The organism is Bradyrhizobium liaoningense, from assembly GCF_018130955.1.
Taxonomy (GTDB): domain Bacteria; phylum Pseudomonadota; class Alphaproteobacteria; order Rhizobiales; family Xanthobacteraceae; genus Bradyrhizobium; species Bradyrhizobium liaoningense_C.
This window is the reverse complement of sequence record NZ_JAFCJM010000006.1, coordinates 185,607-204,108: the sequence shown is the minus strand read 5'-3', so window position 1 is coordinate 204,108 and position 18,502 is coordinate 185,607. Positions and strand designations below refer to the sequence as shown.

Annotated in this window: 10 protein-coding genes; 4 read left to right on the top strand and 6 right to left on the bottom strand. The window is 64.5% G+C overall.

All coding sequences use genetic code 11. The features are described 5' to 3' along the window. Positions 1-440: 440 nt before the first annotated feature. The 3 genes from JQ632_RS07575 to JQ632_RS07565 are packed head-to-tail and all read left to right on the top strand — an operon-like array spanning position 441 to position 3,746. Positions 441-1,868 carry a sodium:solute symporter family protein gene (locus JQ632_RS07575; protein ID WP_212401659.1) on the top strand — a complete coding sequence of 476 codons (1,428 nt, stop codon included), beginning with the start codon at positions 441-443 and terminating at the stop codon, positions 1,866-1,868. Then, entirely contained in the window at positions 1,865-3,058 is a 1,194-nt protein-coding gene (locus tag JQ632_RS07570) for an exo-alpha-sialidase (protein WP_212401658.1), read from the top strand. The genes JQ632_RS07575 and JQ632_RS07570 overlap by 4 nt, the downstream gene beginning before the upstream one ends. Positions 3,059-3,062: 4 nt before the next feature. Continuing rightward, the gene (locus JQ632_RS07565) at positions 3,063-3,746 is read left to right on the top strand and encodes an SDR family NAD(P)-dependent oxidoreductase (protein ID WP_212401657.1); all 684 of its coding nucleotides are present in this window, start codon (positions 3,063-3,065) and stop codon (positions 3,744-3,746) included. Position 3,747: 1 nt separating this feature from the next. On the opposite strand, the gene JQ632_RS07560 is transcribed toward JQ632_RS07565, so the two are convergent. The 5 genes from JQ632_RS07560 to JQ632_RS07540 all read right to left on the bottom strand — a co-directional run bounded on the left by JQ632_RS07560 (position 3,748) and on the right by JQ632_RS07540 (position 14,153). Beyond that, positions 3,748-6,117 carry an autotransporter domain-containing protein gene (locus JQ632_RS07560; RefSeq protein ID WP_212401656.1) on the bottom strand — a complete coding sequence of 790 codons (2,370 nt, stop codon included), beginning with the start codon at positions 6,115-6,117 and terminating at the stop codon, positions 3,748-3,750. A 246-nt stretch (positions 6,118-6,363) separates the two neighbouring features. Beyond that, the gene (locus JQ632_RS07555) at positions 6,364-7,782 is read right to left on the bottom strand and encodes an outer membrane protein (RefSeq protein WP_249151517.1); all 1,419 of its coding nucleotides are present in this window, start codon (positions 7,780-7,782) and stop codon (positions 6,364-6,366) included. A gap of 294 nt (positions 7,783-8,076) precedes the next feature. Next, a complete protein-coding gene (locus JQ632_RS07550; RefSeq protein ID WP_212401655.1) occupies positions 8,077-10,980 on the bottom strand; it encodes an autotransporter domain-containing protein in 2,904 nt (967 codons plus the stop codon). Between the two features lie 211 nt (positions 10,981-11,191). After that, on the bottom strand, positions 11,192-11,644 hold the full coding sequence (locus JQ632_RS07545; RefSeq protein WP_212401654.1) for a DoxX family protein: 453 nt from the start codon (positions 11,642-11,644) through the stop codon (positions 11,192-11,194). A 199-nt stretch (positions 11,645-11,843) separates the two neighbouring features. Continuing rightward, positions 11,844-14,153 (bottom strand): NADP-dependent malic enzyme, encoded by a 2,310-nt coding sequence (locus JQ632_RS07540; RefSeq protein ID WP_212401653.1) that lies wholly within the window; start codon positions 14,151-14,153, stop codon positions 11,844-11,846. Between the two features lie 247 nt (positions 14,154-14,400). Here JQ632_RS07540 and JQ632_RS07535 point away from each other — a divergent pair, with 247 nt between their 5' ends. Then, on the top strand, positions 14,401-16,368 hold the full coding sequence (locus JQ632_RS07535) for a hypothetical protein (protein WP_212401652.1): 1,968 nt from the start codon (positions 14,401-14,403) through the stop codon (positions 16,366-16,368). A gap of 174 nt (positions 16,369-16,542) precedes the next feature. Here JQ632_RS07535 and aspS read toward each other — a convergent pair whose 3' ends face one another. After that, positions 16,543-18,315: an aspartate--tRNA ligase gene (aspS, locus tag JQ632_RS07530; protein ID WP_212401651.1), complete on the bottom strand. Its 1,773-nt coding sequence runs from the start codon at positions 18,313-18,315 to the stop codon at positions 16,543-16,545. Positions 18,316-18,502 lie beyond the last annotated feature (187 nt).

Sequence of the window (18,502 nt, the reverse complement as noted above, 5' to 3'; positions counted from 1 at the left end):
CCAGGCCCGTCATGAAATTGCGTCGTCTCACCGAATTCTCCAAGTCTATGACTATCGTATCGGGCCCAAACAGCAACGGGAACGGTCCACCAGACGCGACCCAACGTCTGCAACGGGTCCAAGAGCCGAAGCTCTCAAGTTAAGCACAACGAGTCCGCTTTCGGGTGCAGCGCGACCAAAGCGCTTCCTGGCCGGGCATCTTGAACACAACTGCCGAACAGTGATTCAAGCCCCTGACGAGAGGGGCACTCCAGCAATGAGCGCCCGATATGGCGCGCGCCCCAGCGGTGCCGCAACCCGTGCGCTTGACTGGGGGCGTCCCGGCAGGTTTAATAACATTCACAACATTTGTTCGCATTCCGATCAAGCAACAATCGGACGCAACCGGGCACAGCGGGCCTCACAACACCGCGTCCGCGTCACCAGAGGAAACACCATCGATGCAAGCCATCCTCAATGGAGAGAGCACGCTCATCGTCACGATGATCGCCGCCTACATCGCCTTCACGTCGTGGCTCACGTTCAAGCTGCGCAGCAGGACGAGCGATCAGTTCATGACCGGCGCGCGCGCCATGCCTGCCGTCGTCGTCGGCGTGCTGATGATGTCCGAGTTCGTCGGCGCCAAGTCGACCGTAGGCACGGCGCAGGAAGCGTTTCAGTCCGGCATGGCCGCCGGCTGGGCGGTGCTCGGCGCCTCGATCGGCTTCCTGCTGTTCGGCCTGCTGATGGTCAAAAAACTCTACAATTCCGGCGAATACACCATCTCGGCCGCGATCGCGCAGAAATACGGCAAGTCGACCATGCTCACCGTATCGGTGATCATGATCTACGCGCTGCTGCTCGTGAATGTCGGCAACTATGTCAGCGGCGCGGCGGCGATTGCCACCTCGCTGCATATCAGCCTGCCCGTTGCGATGTGCATCATCGCAGTAGTCAGCACCTTCTACTACGTGTTCGGCGGGCTGAAGGGCGTGGCCTGGGTCACGATCCTGCACAGCGCCATCAAGGTTGTCGGCATTCTCGTCATCTTCGCGGTGGCGATGTCGATGACCGGCGGGATCGCCCCGATCCAGGCAAAGCTGCCCGCCTACTATTTCACCTGGGACGGCAAGATCGGATTCTCGACCATCTTCGCCTGGACGTTCGGCACGGTCGGCGCGATCTTCTCGACGCAGTTCATCGTGCAGGCGATCTCCTCGACGCCATCAGCCGATGACGCCCGCAAGGCGACCTTCTATGCCGCCGCCTTCTGCCTGCCGCTCGGCTTCCTGCTCGCCATGATCGGGGTTGCGGCAAAGTTCCTCTACCCCGACATGAACAGCCTCTACGCGCTGCCGGTGTTTTTGGAGAAGATGCCGCCGCTGGCCTCCGCCTTCGTGACGACCTCGCTGGTCGCCTCGATCTTCGTCAGCGTCTGCACCGTGGCGCTCGCGATCGCCTCGCTCGTGGTCCGCGACTTCTATGTCCCCTACTGGAAGCCGACGCCGGAGCGCGAGTTGAAGATGACCCGCGTGTTCTCGATCGTGATCGGCATCGTGCCGCTGGTGTTCGTGTTCTTCATCCCCGAGATCCTGAAGCTGTCGTTCTTCACGCGCGCGCTGCGGCTGTCGATCACGATCGTCGCGATGATGGGCTTCTATCTGCCTCTGTTTGCCAGCAACCGCGGCGCGACTGCCGGCCTGATCGGCGCGGCCATCTCGACCACGGTCTGGTACGTGCTCGGAAACCCCTTCGGCATCGACAACATGTACATCGCGGCGGCAACGCCCCTGGTCGTGATGGCGATCGAGCGGCTCGTGCTCGGCCGCGAGCGCGTGGCTCCGCCAGCCGCGCCAGCCGACGCCCTCGTGGAAAGGACCTCGGCATGATCGCGGACATCGAGATCGCGGCCGACGGCGTCGTGCGCCCGGCCACTGGCGACCCTGATAGGTTCGACGCCTTCATTCCGTCACCCTGCGTGCAGAACCACGCGGCCAATCTGATGCCGCTTGCCAATGGCGATCTCGGCTGCGTCTGGTTCGGCGGCACACAGGAAGGCATGTCGGATATCTCCGTCTATTTCTCCCGCCTGCCCCGCGGTTCGACGCAATGGTCGCCGGCCGAAAAGCTGTCGGACGACTCCCGCCGCTCCGAGCAAAACCCCGTGCTCTTCCCGGCCCCTGATGGCACGCTGTGGCTGATGTGGACGGCGCAGCTTGCCGGAAACCAGGACACTGCCTTCGTGCGCAAACGCGTGTCGCGTGACCATGGCCGCAGCTGGGGCCCGATCGAGACGCTGTTCGCCGAGCAACATGGTCGCGGCACCTTCATCCGGCAGCCCATCGTGGTGCTCGACAATGGCGACTGGCTGCTTCCGGTGTTTTATTGTCACAGCACGCCGGGACAGAAATGGAACGGCGATGAGGACACCAGCGCGGTGAAGATCTCCTCAGATGCAGGCAAGACCTGGCGCGACGTCGAGGTGCCCGGAAGCCGCGGCTGCGTGCATATGTGCATCGCGCGACTCGACAACGGTTCGCTGCTCGCACTGTTTCGCAGCCGCTGGGCCGACAACATCCATCAGAGCCGATCGAGCGATCATGGCCGCACCTGGTCGGCACCGGTCGCAACTGAACTTCCGAACAACAACTCCTCGATCCAGTTCACCCGGCTGAACAACGGCCATCTCGCGCTGGTCTTCAACGACATCAGCGCGAATGAAGCGACCGGCCGCCGCCTTTCGCTCTACGACGAGATCGAGGACGAGCTGCCGCCTGTGCTCGCCGGCGACGGCAGCAAGACGGACGGGCGCACCGCATTCTGGGGGACACCGCGCGCCCCGATGACGCTGGCGGTCTCGACCGATGGCGGGCAAAGCTGGACCCGGCGCAATGTCGAGACCGGCGACGGCCATTGCATGACCAACAACTCCCGCGACCAGACAAACCGGGAGCTGTCATACCCCTCGATCAAGCAAACGGCCGACGGCGCACTTCACATGGCCTTCACTTTCCACCGCCGGGCGATCAAGCATGTTCGCGTGACCGAGCCGTGGGTCGCGCGCGCGGCCGGGACTTGAGGCAATGGCCGGACGGCCCCACGCACTGGTGACGGGCGCGAGCTCGGGGATTGGCGCGGCGATCGTCGAACGCCTGCTGCGTGATGGCTGGCGCGTCACCGGCATCAGCCGCCGCCCCGCGCCATCAGACCATCCGGCGTTCGACCACCTGCCGATCGATCTCGGCGACGTCGGCTCGCTTGCGAGCGCCGTCGCTGATATCGCGCCGACCGCCCTGGTCCATGCCGCGGGCGTTTTGAAGGTCGGTCAGCTCGGCAACCTCAACCATGACGACGGCGCGGCGATGTGGCGGCTGCATGTCGATGCCGCCGAACGGCTTGCCGATGCGCTGGCACCGCGCCTGCCCGACGGCGGACGCATCGTCTTCATCGGCAGCCGCACGGCATCGGGCGCAGCGGGCCGCGGGCAATATGCCGCCACGAAAGCGGCGCTGGTGGCACTGGCGCGGTCCTTCGCCATGGAGCTCGCACCGCGCGGCATCACGGTCAATGTCGTTGCGCCGGCCGCCACCGAAACGCCGATGCTGAAGGATCCGACGCGCGCCGGTGTCGCGCCAAAACTGCCGCCGATCGGCCGCTTCATCCGCCCGGACGAGGTCGCCGCCACGGTGGCGTTCCTGCTCTCGGGCGACGCTGCGGTCATCACCGGGCAGCAGCTCGTGATCTGCGGCGGCAGCTCGCTGAGCTGAATTAGAACCCGACGCGCAGCCCGGCGCGGCCGCTCACGAGCGCGCTGTTGTCAGACAGTGCGAGATATTCGGCGGTCGAGAACAGCGTGACGTTGCGCGTGCGCCATTCCAGGCCGAGGCCGCCAAAACCGCCCCAGACATTGGCCGGCCCGGGGGCCGCGAACGGAATGGCCTGGCCGAGCAGCGCTGCATTGATCGCACTGTCGCCGGCGCGCTGCGTTCCGAGGAAGCCGCCATAGATGCTGCTCGCCAGTTGGCTCGACGGCGAGAATGTCACCGTGCGCGTCAGCTTCAACTCGCCCCGCTCCTCCACCGTGCTCACGGAACGGCTTCCCATGGTCAGGTTCGCGGTCGAGCCGTTCTCGGTGTAGCCGTCATACGAGCCGTAGAGATAACGCAGGCGCAACGTCGGCGTCAGCGTGTAGCTTCCACCTGCAAGGTTGCCGAGCCCCACGCGCTGGCCGATCGTCAGCTCCGGATTGATGTACCAGCCGTTGAACGAAGCGGTCGCGGTCTCCAGACCGCCGGCGACGAGGTTGTTGTTGATGGTGCGGGTCGTAAAGTTGTTCGAGCCGCCGGCCTGGAGCACGGCGCGCAGGAAGGTGGCGCCGGCATCATACTGGGCGTAGAGGCCGCCAAAAGTCACGTCGCTGTTGAGACCGCCGGAGAAGTCGATGCTGGTGCGGGTCTGGCCGACGCCAGCAAAGACGCCGATCCTGAGGTCGGGCCGCACCCGGATGTCGCCGCCGATCATGCCGCCATAGAACAGGTTCGCGGTCCGGAACAGCGGACCGTCGGCCTGCTGGATACGCTGGCCGGCAAAGCCGCGCGCCCACACCGCGCTGCCGTCCTCATAGACGACCGTCGGGTTCTTGAAGACCATGGCGTCGTTCGCACCGGCAACAACGCCGGGAATCGCGGCGAAGGCATCATTGACGCGCGACGATGGATCGGGCGCCGCGTACGCCAGCGGTCCGCTTCCAGGCGACGTGCCGGCCGGAATCAGCGGAATTGCGCCCGCGGCTTCGCGGCTGAAATCGTTGAGCGTGCGTCCCTGGGCTGCGAACGGCGTCGTGTCGATCGCGGCCGCCTGGTTGCCGGAGACCGCAAACGGCGTCGTGCCTGTCACGGTCGCGCCAGTCAGCGAATTGAAGGTCAGATTGTGGTTGCCGCCGGCGAAATTGACGGTATCCGCCGTGCCGAGCTGGATGGCGCCGATGATGCGCGAGCCGGCCTGCAAGGTCAGCAGATCATTGCTGCCGGCGAAGAGAATAGCCGTCTGCGGGCTCGAGATCGTTCCGGAGTTGGTCAGGCTGGCCGAGCCGCTGTTGCTGCTGAACGCGAACTGACCGCCGGTGATGCTCCCCGAATTGACGAAGGTGCCGCCCCCGTTCGCCGACAGGCCCCTGACGCCGCCGGTAATCGCGCCGGTGTTGGTCACGCTGGCCCCGTTCGAGGCGATGAGCGCAAAGTTGGTCGAGCTGATCGTGCCGGCGTTGAAGATGTTGCCGGTGCCGTTCTGAATAATGCCGACGTTCGTGCCTGATATCGTGCCGGTGTTGTTCAGCGTCAGATTGGTCGCGGTGACCCCGCTGAAGCCCGTGACCGTGCCGGAATTCGACAGGTTCAGGTTTTTCGAGGTGACGATCGCCGTCCCCGTCCCGGTGTCGCGGATCGTGCCGGAATTGACCACATTCACCGTGGTGCCGTTGCCGCCAATGGTGATGCCGTTGTTGGTGGAGATCAGGCCGGAATTGGTGACGTTCAGCGTCGATGTTCCGCTGTTGGCGAAGATGCCTGCATTGCGGCCTGAAATCGTGCCGGTGTTGGCGACCGTGATGTTGCCGTTGCCGAAAATGGTGAAGGAATTGGAGGAAATCGTGCCGCTGTTGGTGACACCGATGTTACCCGATGAGACCAGCGCGGCACCTGCCGTTGACGTGACGGTGCCGGAATTGGTCAGGCTGATGCCGGTCTGCCCGGTGATGGTGATGCCCGCACTGGAGATCGACCCCGAATTGTCGATGGTTGCCTTTCCAGTCAGGGCCGAGATCGCTGTGGTATTCCCCGAAATGGTGCCTGTATTGGTGACGACGGCGTCGGTGTGCCCGAGGATCGCCGTCGCTCCCGCAATGGCGCCGTTGTTCGTGACGTTGGCCGCGCCCGCGATGGTCTCGATGCCGTTCTGGCCCGTGCCCAGGATGCCGATGGTTCCGGTCGCCGTATTGGTGACCGTCACCGTATTGGTATCGCTGATGCCGGCCGCGGCAGCATTGTTGAGAAAGACGGAATTGGTGCAGGTCTGGTTGGTGCCGGTCTGCGTACAGGCTTGCGCCTGCGCCTGACCGGTCGACCCAACGATGGCCGTCAAACAGACTGCCAACCCGCAAAATCGAAAAAGTGCCCTGTCCACCCGGCCCACCTGCAACGAATCAAGCTGTGATTTTGGTCCTATCGGCTGCGAATATGCCGAAGTTCCCACAGGTGCGGGAGAGCAACATCCAGAAACAATGCTAATTCCGGCCCGGTGTTGCCAGGGCAACACAGCACAACCTCAGGAAGCTGCCGAAATTTGTCGCAGGAAGCCGTGTCCACGGCGCCTGTGGCGGACTGCCACTTACCGAGTCGGCAGGTGATAGGACAGCACGGCGCGCAGCGTATGCACCGTGCCGCCCGCGCTCAGCGTGTCGAAGTTCGGCGCGACCAGATTGTCGAGCGTGTCCAGATGCGTCACGCGATACTCGGCGCGAGCCGAGATGGTGTCGGTAAAGAACCGCTCGAAACCGCCGCCGAAGGTGGCGCCACGATATTCCGGCGTCGGGCCGGTCCCGGTGATGCCGGCGAAGCCGTATGCGACGGAATGCAGCGTCGTGCCGCTGTAGCCGCCGAGCAGATAGACGAGCGTATCAGGCCTGACGAGGTAGCCGACGCGGCCGCCCACCGTCCAACCCCACTTCACGGCAGCGAGATCCGACGTCAGGGCATCGCCGCCGACGGCAGCCGCGCTGATCCGAGCGCCGCCATTGGTGGCGACGTCGACCAGCCCGAATATGCCGACGACCCAGTTCGGCGCGACCTGACGGTCGTAGCCGGCCATGAAGGTGCCGCCGACATCGGCACCGCCGAGGCCAGATCCCTTGATATCGAGCCCGCCGGTGATCGTACCCGCGACATGCGGCGCGATGGCGTCGCCACCGATGCCCGCACCAACATAGAAGCCGGTCCACGCTGGATCGCGCACCGGCGCCGCCGGTGCGGGCGCCGGCGTAGCAGAGCCGAACTGTCCAAACCGGTAGGCCGCGCTGACGCGAACGACATGTTCGGACAAATCTGTCGTCCAGACCGCGCCGTTGACAGTGTCGACCGTCGTGGTGCTGCCGAGCCCGACATAGCGATATTCGCCGCGCAGCGAGACATTGTTGGTGAGGCGATACTCCGCACCGAAACCGACGGTGTAGCCGTGCGGTGTCAGCTTGGCCTCCTGCACCGCGAAGTCCGGTCGACCGGGGTTCGTGAAGGTGATGCCCCAATTGTTGAGCCTCATCTCGCTATAGCCGGCGAGGCCATAGAGCAGGACGTCCGGCGTCACCAGGAAGCCGGCGCGACCGCCGATGGTCCAACCCTGGTCGAGCGACGGCATCGACGCGGTGAAGTCGAACCCGAAGACTGAGATCGAGACCGCCGATTTCTGGCGCGACCAATCATAATCGATGAAGCCGCCGACCACGAATTGCGGGCCGACCTGAACGTCAAAACCTGCGAAGGCCGACAATCCGAGATCGGCCCCCTGCAAGCCCGTGAAGTTGAATGCGGCCGGCCCACCAATCGGCGCCAGGCTCGATTGCCCCGTTCCGAAGTCGAAGCCGAGACCGGCGCCGACGTAGAATTGCGTCCAGCTTGCGACGGGGACGGCTTTCAGCGGCGCCTTGATCGGCAGATCCGCAGCGGTCGCAGGCGTTGCAACCGATGTGACGACATGCGCAACACACAACAGCGCGGCCGCGCGCGCAACAACCGGCAGTCTCAACTCGCTCAAGTCCCAGCCCCCACTCTCGCCGCCAACGCAACCGGCGTGACGGCACGAGTCCCACCTAGTCGGATCGGGCGTGCAGGAACAAGCCGGGAGTCATTCCGTCCCGGCAGCGAAGCCAATTTTGCCAATCAGTTGTGGCGTTTACGCCATGGTGTGTGAATAGGAGTTCACACCAATTCGCAAAGAGCGCACCGGCCTGTCTGTATCCGGCGTCGAGCACTGCAGGTCTGGCCGCTCCAGAGCAAACATTGCAATGAGATTCGCGTAACACCTGTAAACGCATCGCGTCCTCGAGGCCTACCACGCGTAGCGTACGACGCCCTTCCCCGCAACGCTGCGCGTGACGCTTGAGAACTCGCCTTCGAACGTCGCGATCGCCGTCCAGCCGTTCTGCCAGGTCTTCTCTGCCGCCGCCGTCACCAGCGCGGAGTCGGTTGCCTGCGCCGCGCCGTTGACGACGAAGCTTGCGCCGGGCAGCGCCTGGAAGGTCGCCGCGATCGACCGGTCCGGATTGAAGTCGTGTGCCCAGGCGAGCCGGCCGCGCAGGGTCAGCACGCCATCCGACATCGCAAAGGATTTGTCGGTCCGCAAACCAAGCTCGCTGCGTGTATCGCTCACCGCCTTGGCCGCATAGGCGAGCGCGAATGCACCCACTCCTGCGAGCACGGTTTCCGCATAGGCCGGCAACGTGATGGCGGCAAGCTGGACAGCGCCGTAAGGCGTGACGCCGAGGCCATTCATCCATGGCGCGACGACGCGATGGCCGCCTTCAACGCGGCCCGAATAGGCGTTGGCGTTGAACTCGGCATGCAGGCGATCACCACCGGCGACGACAATTGTGCGATCGGTCGTGACGTGCTGCCAGCCATAGGCGAGCGCGGCCGAGACATAGGACGCCTGGGCCACGTGGCGCACATAGGCGCCGACCTGGAACAGATCGGAGCGGCCGGAGCCAAGACCGTCGACGCCAAAGCCGGTGCCGCCGCCGGCCAACGCAAAGCCCGCAAGCGTCTCCGGCGAGAACCGGTAGTCGGCACCGACAGCGCCGGCAAAAATGCGGCTGGTGGTATCGTTCGAGCCGACGGTGCTATTGCCGCGCGTTGTTTGCGACCCGCCAAAGCCGGACGCCCACGTGCTCCAGCCCGGCACAAAGGCAGCGCGCGACGGTGCCTTGTCGAACATCGCGAAAGCGTCGGACCGCCGGTCGGCCGCATATCGGTGAGCTTCATCGCTCTCGGCGGCGAAGCCGATCGCGCCCGCAGCCGAACCCGGACTCCGATCGCTTCCGATCGCGGGATCAGTGAGCAGACTCATGAATTGGCCCATCGCCGCAAACGTCGCTTGCTGCGAAGCACTGCCGAGTTCGCCGGAGGCCTGCGTCAACCCGGCAGGCGAAAGCTGGGCCAGGACGACCGGTAAACCGTTGTTGCCATTGAAATAGCTCGTCAAGGCATTGCCGACCGCCTGCTGATTGCCGTTCAGCGCGCCCGACAGATTGTAGTTCAGCGCGAGGCTGAGATAGACGTCGTTGGTGCCGTAGCTCAGCGCGGTCTGGAAATTCGAGACGTTGCTGACGACGCCAGTCGCAAAGGTACCGGACACGGCGCCGTCAGCGTGAAGAATGCGGAATTGCTTCGGCGCGTAGCTGCCTGCAGCAAAGTTTGCATTCACCGTCGCGCCGCCCAATGTCGCGACGCCCGTGACATTGGCGAAGGATGCTGAAGCGTTGATCTGCACCAGGTAAATCGCGCCGGACGCGAAGGCGAGATTGCCGGCGATGTTGAGCGAACTCCCGGCGACGGCGTTGCCCGGCGCCAGCGCGCCGCCGCTGTTGACCGCAACATCCATGACCGTACCCACGCCCGAAAGCGTGCCGCCATGATTGGCGTTGACGCTGCCGACGGATGACAGGTCGCCGTTGACCGCGAGCGTGCCGCCATTGACGTCGATCGGACCGGCAAACGTGCTGGTGCCGGTGAGCGTCCAGACCGATGTGCCAACCTTGTTGAAGGTCGAAAAGCCCTGATATTGCGCGGCACCGCCGAACTTACTGATGTCGAACGTTGCCGCCCCTGCCCCTCCAAGCTGGAACGTGTCGGTGCCGCCGGCCTGCACGGTGCCCGAGATCACCGAACCAGGCGCCAGCGTCAGCGTGTTTCCGGATCCGGTCAACTGGATCGCAACCGTGGCACCCGTGATGGCGCCGGAGTTGACGATGCTCGTGCCGTAGCCCGCGCCGAGACCATCAGCGATGATGCCGGTGTGGCCGGAAATAGTCCCGGAATTGTTCAGGGTCAGGATGCCAACGTAGACGCCGGCAAAATTGCCGGTGATGCTGCCGGAATTGATCAGATTGGCTTGCGGCGCACCCTGGACGCCGCCGGTCACGGTGCCGGTATTGCTGAGCGTGATCTTGCTGTTGGCCACGATCGCCCAGGCGGCGGCGTTTCGCGCCTCGATCAGGCCGGAGTTGGTGACGTCGACGATGTTGGCAAAGACAGTGTTGCTGTTGCCCGAGATCGTGCCCGAATTGGTGACGGTCACGGTGTTGAGGGCCTGGACGGAACCGTCGCCGCCACGGATCGTCCCAGAATTGACCAGCGCGGCGTCGCCGGTGCTGCCGCGCACCGCATACAAGGTCGCGAGCACGGAGCCTGTGTTGACGACCGAAACCGTGCCACCCGTCACGCCGTTCGGGCCCTGAATGGTCCCGCTATTGACAACGGAAGCCGTCAATCCGGTGACACCGTAGTTGACGGTCGCGGTAATCGTGCCGGAATTGGTGACGGTGACGTCGAACCCGCCGACACCGGTGCGCCCGATAATGCTTCCGGTATTGTTCAGAACGAGCTGACTGACGCCGACGCCGGAGCCGCCCGTCCCCACGATCGCGCCGTCGTTGTTCACGGTCGCGCCGGCGGCATAGATGCCGTTGTTCGTGCCGGTCACCGAAGCGCCGGTGAGCACGTTGATGGTCAGGCCGGTCTCGAACCCCGTGCCAAAACCCTGCGGACCATTCTGGTTGGTCGTCGCGCCCGAGCAGGTGACCGTCCCATTTTGAAGGATGGTCGGCGACGTCGTCGGCGTACAGGCCGCAAGCACGGCTCCACTGCCCGCCAGCCACAGGGTTACGGCGCATGCGAGGCTCAGACCGGAAGACGAGACGGCAGGCAGCTTGGACAAACGGGCAGCAGGCAACATCGAGGCCCTCGCAAGCCCATTCCAGAACGAAACCAAAGCGAATCGAAAATCGTGAGATCGACTCATACGTGCGGAAGCAATGGAACACCAACCTACAGGAAGCCGACCGCGGAACAAGAACATCCCGGCCTGCGTCCCGCTGAAGCTGTTCCTGGTCTCCGCACCATCGAAATTGGTGCAGCCGGATGCATGATATTGGAGACGAGCGCCCCTATACGTCGCCGTAGGCGGCTTCCACGGGGCGGGTTGCCCGGCCATAGCCCATGATCATGAACAGCGCGCCGATGATCGACAGGTTCTTCAGCGCGTCCACCAGCATCTTGCCGTTCTCGGGCGGCACCTGATTCCAGAAATCGTAGAACAGGACCGTCGCGACGGCGACGTAGATGATGAGGAGCATCGCGAAGAGACGCACGCCGAAATTCAGCGCGATCATCAACCCTGCGATGATCTCGAGCGCTCCGATCGCAATCGCCAGGAGTTGCGGCGTCGTCATCCCGGTCGCCTGCTCCACCTGCTGGGTGTAGGGCGTGACCATCTCGGGCACGGTGACCTTGGTGGCGATGAAATCCGCTGTGGCCTGAATAGCGAACAGTTTTGTCGCGCCGGTGTAGATGAACAGCACGGCGAACAGGATTCGCCCGAAGGTAACGAACGCTGGCATGGTCGGCCTCTTGGCTCAGGCTTTTACGGCGGGACGCGGGAGCGATTATGAAGGTTCCCCGGACCTTTTCAAACAGGGAAATCCGGAATCTCAAATAGGGAAATCTGGAAGCGTTGTTGAAATCGCGCTGAATTATCGTCTTGGGAAAACGTGTTCCCTCGCCCCGCTTGCGGGACGAGGGAAAGTCCTGACACGAAGCTTACGTGAACAGCGTCGGCTGCTGGCGCGCGGCGCGTTCCTGGGCTTCGACGACGGCAACCGCGGTCATGTTGAGGATGCCGCGCGCGGTGACACCGGGCGTGAGGATATGCGCCGGGCGCGCCGGGCCGATCAGGATCGGGCCCACCGGCAGCGCGTCGGCCAGCACCTTGATGGTCTGATAGGCGATGTTGGCCGCATCCAGCGTCGGCATGATCAGGATGTTGGCCTCGCCTTCCAGGTTCGAATGCGGCAGGACCAGCTTGCGCGCCACGCCCGACAGGGCGGTGTCGGCCTGCATCTCGCCATCGGCCTCGATCTCGGGATGCCTCTCCTGGAGAAGCTGGGTCGCCCGGCGCATCTTGCGCGAGGAATCGGTGTCGTAGCTGCCGAAATCGGAATGCGACACGAAGGCGACCTTGGGCTTGAGATTGAAGCGCTGGACGTGGATCGCCGCCAGCGCCGCCACTTCCGCGAGCTCCTCGGCGCTCGGGTTCGGCCGCACCTGGGTGTCGGCGATGAAATGCGCGCCCTTGGCGGTGATCATCAGCGCCAGCGCCGCATATTCGTGGATCCCCGGGCAGAAGCCGATGATCTCGCGGACATGGCGCAGATGGCTCATGTAGCGGCCCTCGACGCCGCACAGCATGGCGTCGGCCTCCCCGCGCATGACGGCGAGCGCCGCGATGACAGTGTTGTTGGTGCGCACGACCGTGCGCGCGCCTTCCGGCGTGACGCCGCGGCGGCCGGCGACCTCGACATAGGACTGCACATAGGAGCGGTAGCGCGGATCGTCCTCGGGGTTGACGAGGTCAAAATCCTTGCCGGCCTTGATGGAGAGGCCAAAACGCTTGATGCGCGCTTCGACGACAGTCGGACGTCCCACGAGGATGGGCCGCGCCAGCTTCTCCTCCAGCACCACTTGCGTGGCGCGCAGCACGCGCTCGTCCTCGCCCTCGGCGTAGATCACCCGCACCGGCTGGGTCTTGGCCTTGGCGAACATCGGCTTCATGACGAGGCCGGAGCGGAAGGCAAAGCGCGTGAGCTGGGTGGCATAATCGTCGAAATTGGCGATCGGCCGCGTCGCAACGCCCGATTCCATCGCGGCCTTGGCGACGGCCGGCGCGATGCGAAGGATCAAGCGTGGATCAAACGGGCTCGGGATCAGCGAGCCCGGCCCGAACCCTTGCGTCTCGCCGCTGTCAAAGCCTTGCGCGACGGCGTCCGACGGCGCCTCGCGCGCGAGCTGCGCGATCGCCTCGACGGCGGCGTGCTTCATCTCCTCGTTGATGGCGGTGGCACCGACGTCGAGCGCGCCGCGGAAGATGAAGGGGAAGCAGAGGACGTTGTTGACCTGGTTCGGATAGTCGGAGCGCCCGGTGCAGATCATCGCGTCGGGGCGTGCTTTCCGCGCCTCCTCCGGCATGATCTCCGGCGTGGGATTGGCGAGCGCCATGATCAACGGTTGTTCGCCCATCGCCTGCGCCATCTCGGGCTTGAGCACGCCGGGTGCCGACAGTCCGATGAAAATATCGGCGCCGCCGATCACGTCGGCCAGCGTCCGCTTGTCGGTCTTCTGGGCATAGACCGCCTTCCAGCGGTCCATCTGCGTGTTGCGGCCGTCATAGACCAGGCCGTCGATGTCGCAGACCCAGATGTTCTTGCGCTGCGCGCCCATCGAGACCAGCAGGTTGAGCGTGGCGATCGCAGCCGCCCCTGCCCCCGACGCCACGATCTTCACATCCGACAGCTTCTTGCCGTTCAGCCGCAGCGCGTTGGTGACGGCGGCCGCGACGATGATCGCGGTGCCATGCTGGTCGTCGTGGAAGACCGGGATCTTCATCCGCTCTTTGAGCTGCGCCTCGATCTCAAAGCATTCGGGACCCCTAATGTCCTCGAGATTGATGCCGCCGAAGGTCGGTTCGAGCGCTGCCACCGTCTCGACCACCCGCTGGATCGTGTCGGCCGCGATCTCGATATCGAAGACGTCGATGCCGGCGAATTTCTTGAACAGGACCGCCTTGCCTTCCATCACCGGCTTGGACGCCAGCGGACCGATATTGCCGAGACCCAGCACGGCGGTACCATTGGAGACCACGGCGACCAGATTGGCGCGGGTCGTCAGCGACGCCGCCTCCGCCGGGTTATTGGCGATCTCGGTGCAGGCGGCGGCGACGCCCGGCGAATAGGCCAGCGCAAGGTCGCGCTGGTTGGCGAGCGGCTTGGTGGCCTGGATCTCCAGCTTCCCGGGCCGCGGCAGACGGTGGTAGGCCAGTGCAGCCGAATGCAGATCTTCAGAATAGGACGACATGCGGAATCTCGCCTCGCGTTTCCGGCCTCAAAACCTTTTTCTCCGACCCGACCGGCAGGCAACCTGTATTCCGGGTCATGGAAACCGGATGAAGCACGGCCGACGGCTTGGTGGCAACATCCGATTGCGCGACCATCAACAGACCACACCGTCAAACGCTTGAAAACCATAGCTTTCTCTGGACCGGCCAAGCGATTGCGAATATGGCAGGTTGCTCGACGCAAGAGCGGCAACCGGAGCTGACCAAATGAGACGCATTCTGATCGGCCTGATTGCGCTGGCCATCATCGCAGGCGGCGGATGGTTCGGCTTCAACGCGTACGTCCAGCACCGCGCCGCGGCCGAGGTCGATGCCGCCTTCGAGCAGCTTCGTGCTGGCGGCGGCAAGGCCAGCCACGGCAAGGTCGCCTTCGACCTCGCGACCCGGACGCTCACCATCGACGACATCGCCGTCGAGCGCGGCGCGCAGACCAGCGTCAAGATCGCCGGCATCAAGGCGACCGGCGTCCGCCAGATCGACGACACCAGGGTCTCGGCCGACAGCATCGAGTTGTCGGATACCCAGTTCGCGTATGAGGGCGCCGCCGGCGCGACCAATCTGAAGGCCGCCTACAAGGCGCCGCAGATCATTTTGCACGACTTCTCCGGCCCGATGCGCACGCAAGGCGCGCCCGCGTCGGACTCCCTGATCGACGTGTACCGGTTCGTGCTCGAGCAATTCATGGGCGTGACGGCGTCCTCGGTGGTGGCGCCGACCATCATTATTGCCGTCAACCCGGGCTCCAGCGGCCCGGGCAGCGGCGACATCACCTATTCCGGCCTTGCGATCGAGAAGATCAACCGCGGCAAATTTGATGCGGCGAAGATGGACCGCGCGGCCTTCAGCTTCAACGTGCAGCAGCCGGGCCGGCCCGACAAGCTGACTGGCGAGCTTACCAACGTGATCGTCAACGAATTTGACGCGACGGCGGTCGCCGCCGTGCTGGATCCGCAGAAGGCGAATGATGACAGCTTCCACCGCGTGTACCGGCAGGTTTCGACGGGCACCTATGTGGTGACGTCGGCGCAGGGCGTGCGAGCGCAGATCGACGGCTTCAGCATCGACGACATCGCCCTGCAACCCTCCAGATTCCGCCTCGCCGAGATCCTGGCCTTGCTGCCGAAGGATCAGTCGACGCCGCCGACGCCGGCGCAATCCCGCGAGATGTTGGAAAAGCTCGCCGGCCTCTATGAAGGCCTGCGCGTCGGCAAGGCCGCGATCGGCACGACGTCGATCAGCACGCCGCAAGGCGTGGGCAAGCTCAGAGCCATCAGATACGGCCAGGGCGAAATCGCACTCGAAGGCCTCGATGCACCCTCGCCGCAGGGACAGGTCAGGATGGAGCGTTTTGCGCTCAAATCCTTCAACACGGCGAACCTGATGCGCTGGGCAGCCCAGTTCGCCAATCCGGCGCAAAAACCCACGCCCGACGCGGTGCTCGGCGTGTTCCGCGTGCTCGAGGGTGCGGAGATCAAGGGCGTCGTCTCGCCGTTCAAGACCACCAACAAGACGGTCAACATCGACACGCTCAGCCTGAGCTGGGGCCAGCTCGTAGGTTCAATCCCGAGCAAGGCAAGTTTTGTCGCGAAAATGGTCGTGCCGACCGACCCGGCCAACCCGGCGCTGACGCCGCTGATCGCGGCCGGCATCGACAAGCTGGCGCTCAACGTCGATCTCGGCGCGGCCTGGACCGAATCCTCCAGCGCCTTCGTGCTCGCACCCGCGACCATCGACCTCGGCAATATCCTGAAGGCACAGGTCCGCATCGCGCTTGGCAACGTCCCACGCGAAGTGTTTTCGGCCGATCCGGCGCAGGCGATGCAGCAGGCGACCCAGATCGAGGCCGGCGCGATCGAGCTGAGCCTGCGCGACAATGGCGGCGTCGACCTTGCGGTCGCGCAATTCGCAAGGATTCAGAACGTCAGCCGTGACGCGGCCCGCCGCGCCATCATCGAGATCATCAAGACCAATGGCGAGGGGATCGCGGGGTCGAATCCCGATGTCGCTGCCGCCGTCGAAGCCATCGCCCGCTTCGTCGAAACCTCAGGCCAGACCCTCGTCATCAAGCTGACGCCGCTCGGCAAGGTGCCGGTGATGCAGTTGCTGGATGCGCTGAATGCCGAGCCGATGGTCGCGCTGGCGCAATTCCGGATCGAGGCATCGACGGGGTTGTAGGGGACGGCGCCGTCCCCGTCATGGCCGGGCTTGTCCCGGCCATCCACGTTCTTCGTGCCGCGCCAAAAACGTGGATGCCCGGGACATCTAGCGCGAAGACGCGCTTCGCGCTTCTGCCCGGGCATGACGACGTTGGGATAGCTCGCTCACGCCTCAGAAGAGGCGAAGAGCGCGTCACTTCTGCGGCAAGTTCACCCGGACGTGCAGCTCACGGAGCTGTTTTGTCGTGGCTTCCGAGGGCGCGCCCATCAGGAGGTCCATGGCCTGCTGGTTCATCGGGAACAGCGAGATCTCGCGCAAATTCGTGGTGCCGCACAGGAGCATCACGATGCGGTCGACGCCCGCCGCCATGCCGCCATGCGGCGGCGCGCCGTACTGGAACGCGCGGTACATGCCGCCAAAGCGCTCGACCACTTCCTGCTCGCCATAGCCGGCGATCTCGAAGGCCTTCACCATCGCTTCCGGAACGTGATTGCGGATGCCGCCCGAGGCGATCTCGTAGCCGTTGCAGGTGATGTCGTACTGGAACGCCTTGATGGTCAGGGGGTCCTGGCCCTTCAACGCGTCGAGACCGCCCTGCGGCATCGAGAACGGGTTGTGCGAGAAGTCGACCTTCTTGTCGTCCTCGTTGTACTCGTACATCGGGAAGTCGACGATCCAGGCGAGCTCGAACCGCTCCTTGTCGGTGAGGTTCAACTCCTCGCCGACCTTGTTGCGGGCGAGGCCCGAAAATTTCCAGAACTTGTCGGGATCGCCGGCGACGAAGAAGGCGGCATCACCTTCCTTCACGCCGAGCTGCGCGCGGATCGCCGCCGTGCGCTCAGGCCCAATGTTGTTCGCAAGCGGACCTGCGCCCTCGCCGCCCTCGCGCCACATGATGTAGCCGAGGCCGGGCTGGCCTTCGCCCTGCGCCCACGAGTTCATGCGGTCGCAGAAGGCGCGCGAACCGCCGCCCTGCGCCGGGATCGCCCAGACCTGGTTCTTGGGGTCTTCGAGCATGCGCGCAAAAACCTTGAAGCCGGAGCCGCGGAAATGCTCGGAGACGTCCTGCATCTCGATGGGGTTGCGCAGGTCCGGCTTATCGCTGCCGTACTTGCGCAGCGCCTCGGCGAACGGAATCCGCCGCCAGCCCTTGGTGACCGGCTTGCCCTTGGCAAACTCCTCGAACACGCCGGTGATGACGGGCTCCATCGCCGCGAAGACGTCGTCCTGCGTGACGAAGCTCATCTCGACGTCGAGCTGGTAGAACTCGCCGGGCAGACGGTCGGCACGCGGGTCCTCGTCGCGGAAGCAGGGCGCGATCTGGAAGTAGCGGTCAAAACCCGACATCATCAGGAGCTGCTTGTACTGCTGCGGTGCCTGCGGCAGCGCGTAGAACTTTCCGGGATGGATGCGCGACGGCACCAGGAAGTCGCGCGCGCCCTCCGGCGAGGACGCGGTCAGGATCGGCGTGTTGAACTCGAAGAAGCCCTGCCCCTTCATGCGCTGGCGCATGGAGTCGATGATCGCCACGCGCGTCATGATGTTCTGGTGCAGCTTTTCGCGGCGCAGGTCGAGGAAGCGGTACTTCAGCCGGATATCCTCGGGATATTCCTGGTCGCCGAACACCGGCAGCGGCAGGTCGCCGGCCGGGCCCAAGACCTCGATCTCGGCGACATAGACCTCGACCTTGCCGGTCGGCAGGTCATCATTGTCGGTTCCCTCGGGGCGGCGGCGAACCTTGCCGTCCATCTTGACGACGAATTCCGAGCGCAGTTTTTCGGCGAGCGAAAACGCCGGCGAGTCCGGGTCGACCACGCACTGGGTCAGGCCGTAATGGTCGCGCAAGTCGATGAACAGCACGCCGCCATGGTCGCGGACACGATGGACCCAGCCCGAGAGGCGGATCGTCTCGCCGATGTTGCTCTCGCGGAGCGCGCCGCATGTATGTGACCGGTAGCGATGCATGGTCGTCCCAAATTCAATGTCGGAGGATCGAATCGGACGGCCGAAACAGCCGGTCCGAAGTTGCGGCAGGGTTTACCCGACGAGACCGGGGGCGGCAACCAAGGGAAAGGCCTGTTTTGGGCCCGAACGGACCATTTTTAGCCACCGGCAGCCAGAGCCTTTGCCGATCCGCGTTCCACGCCTATCT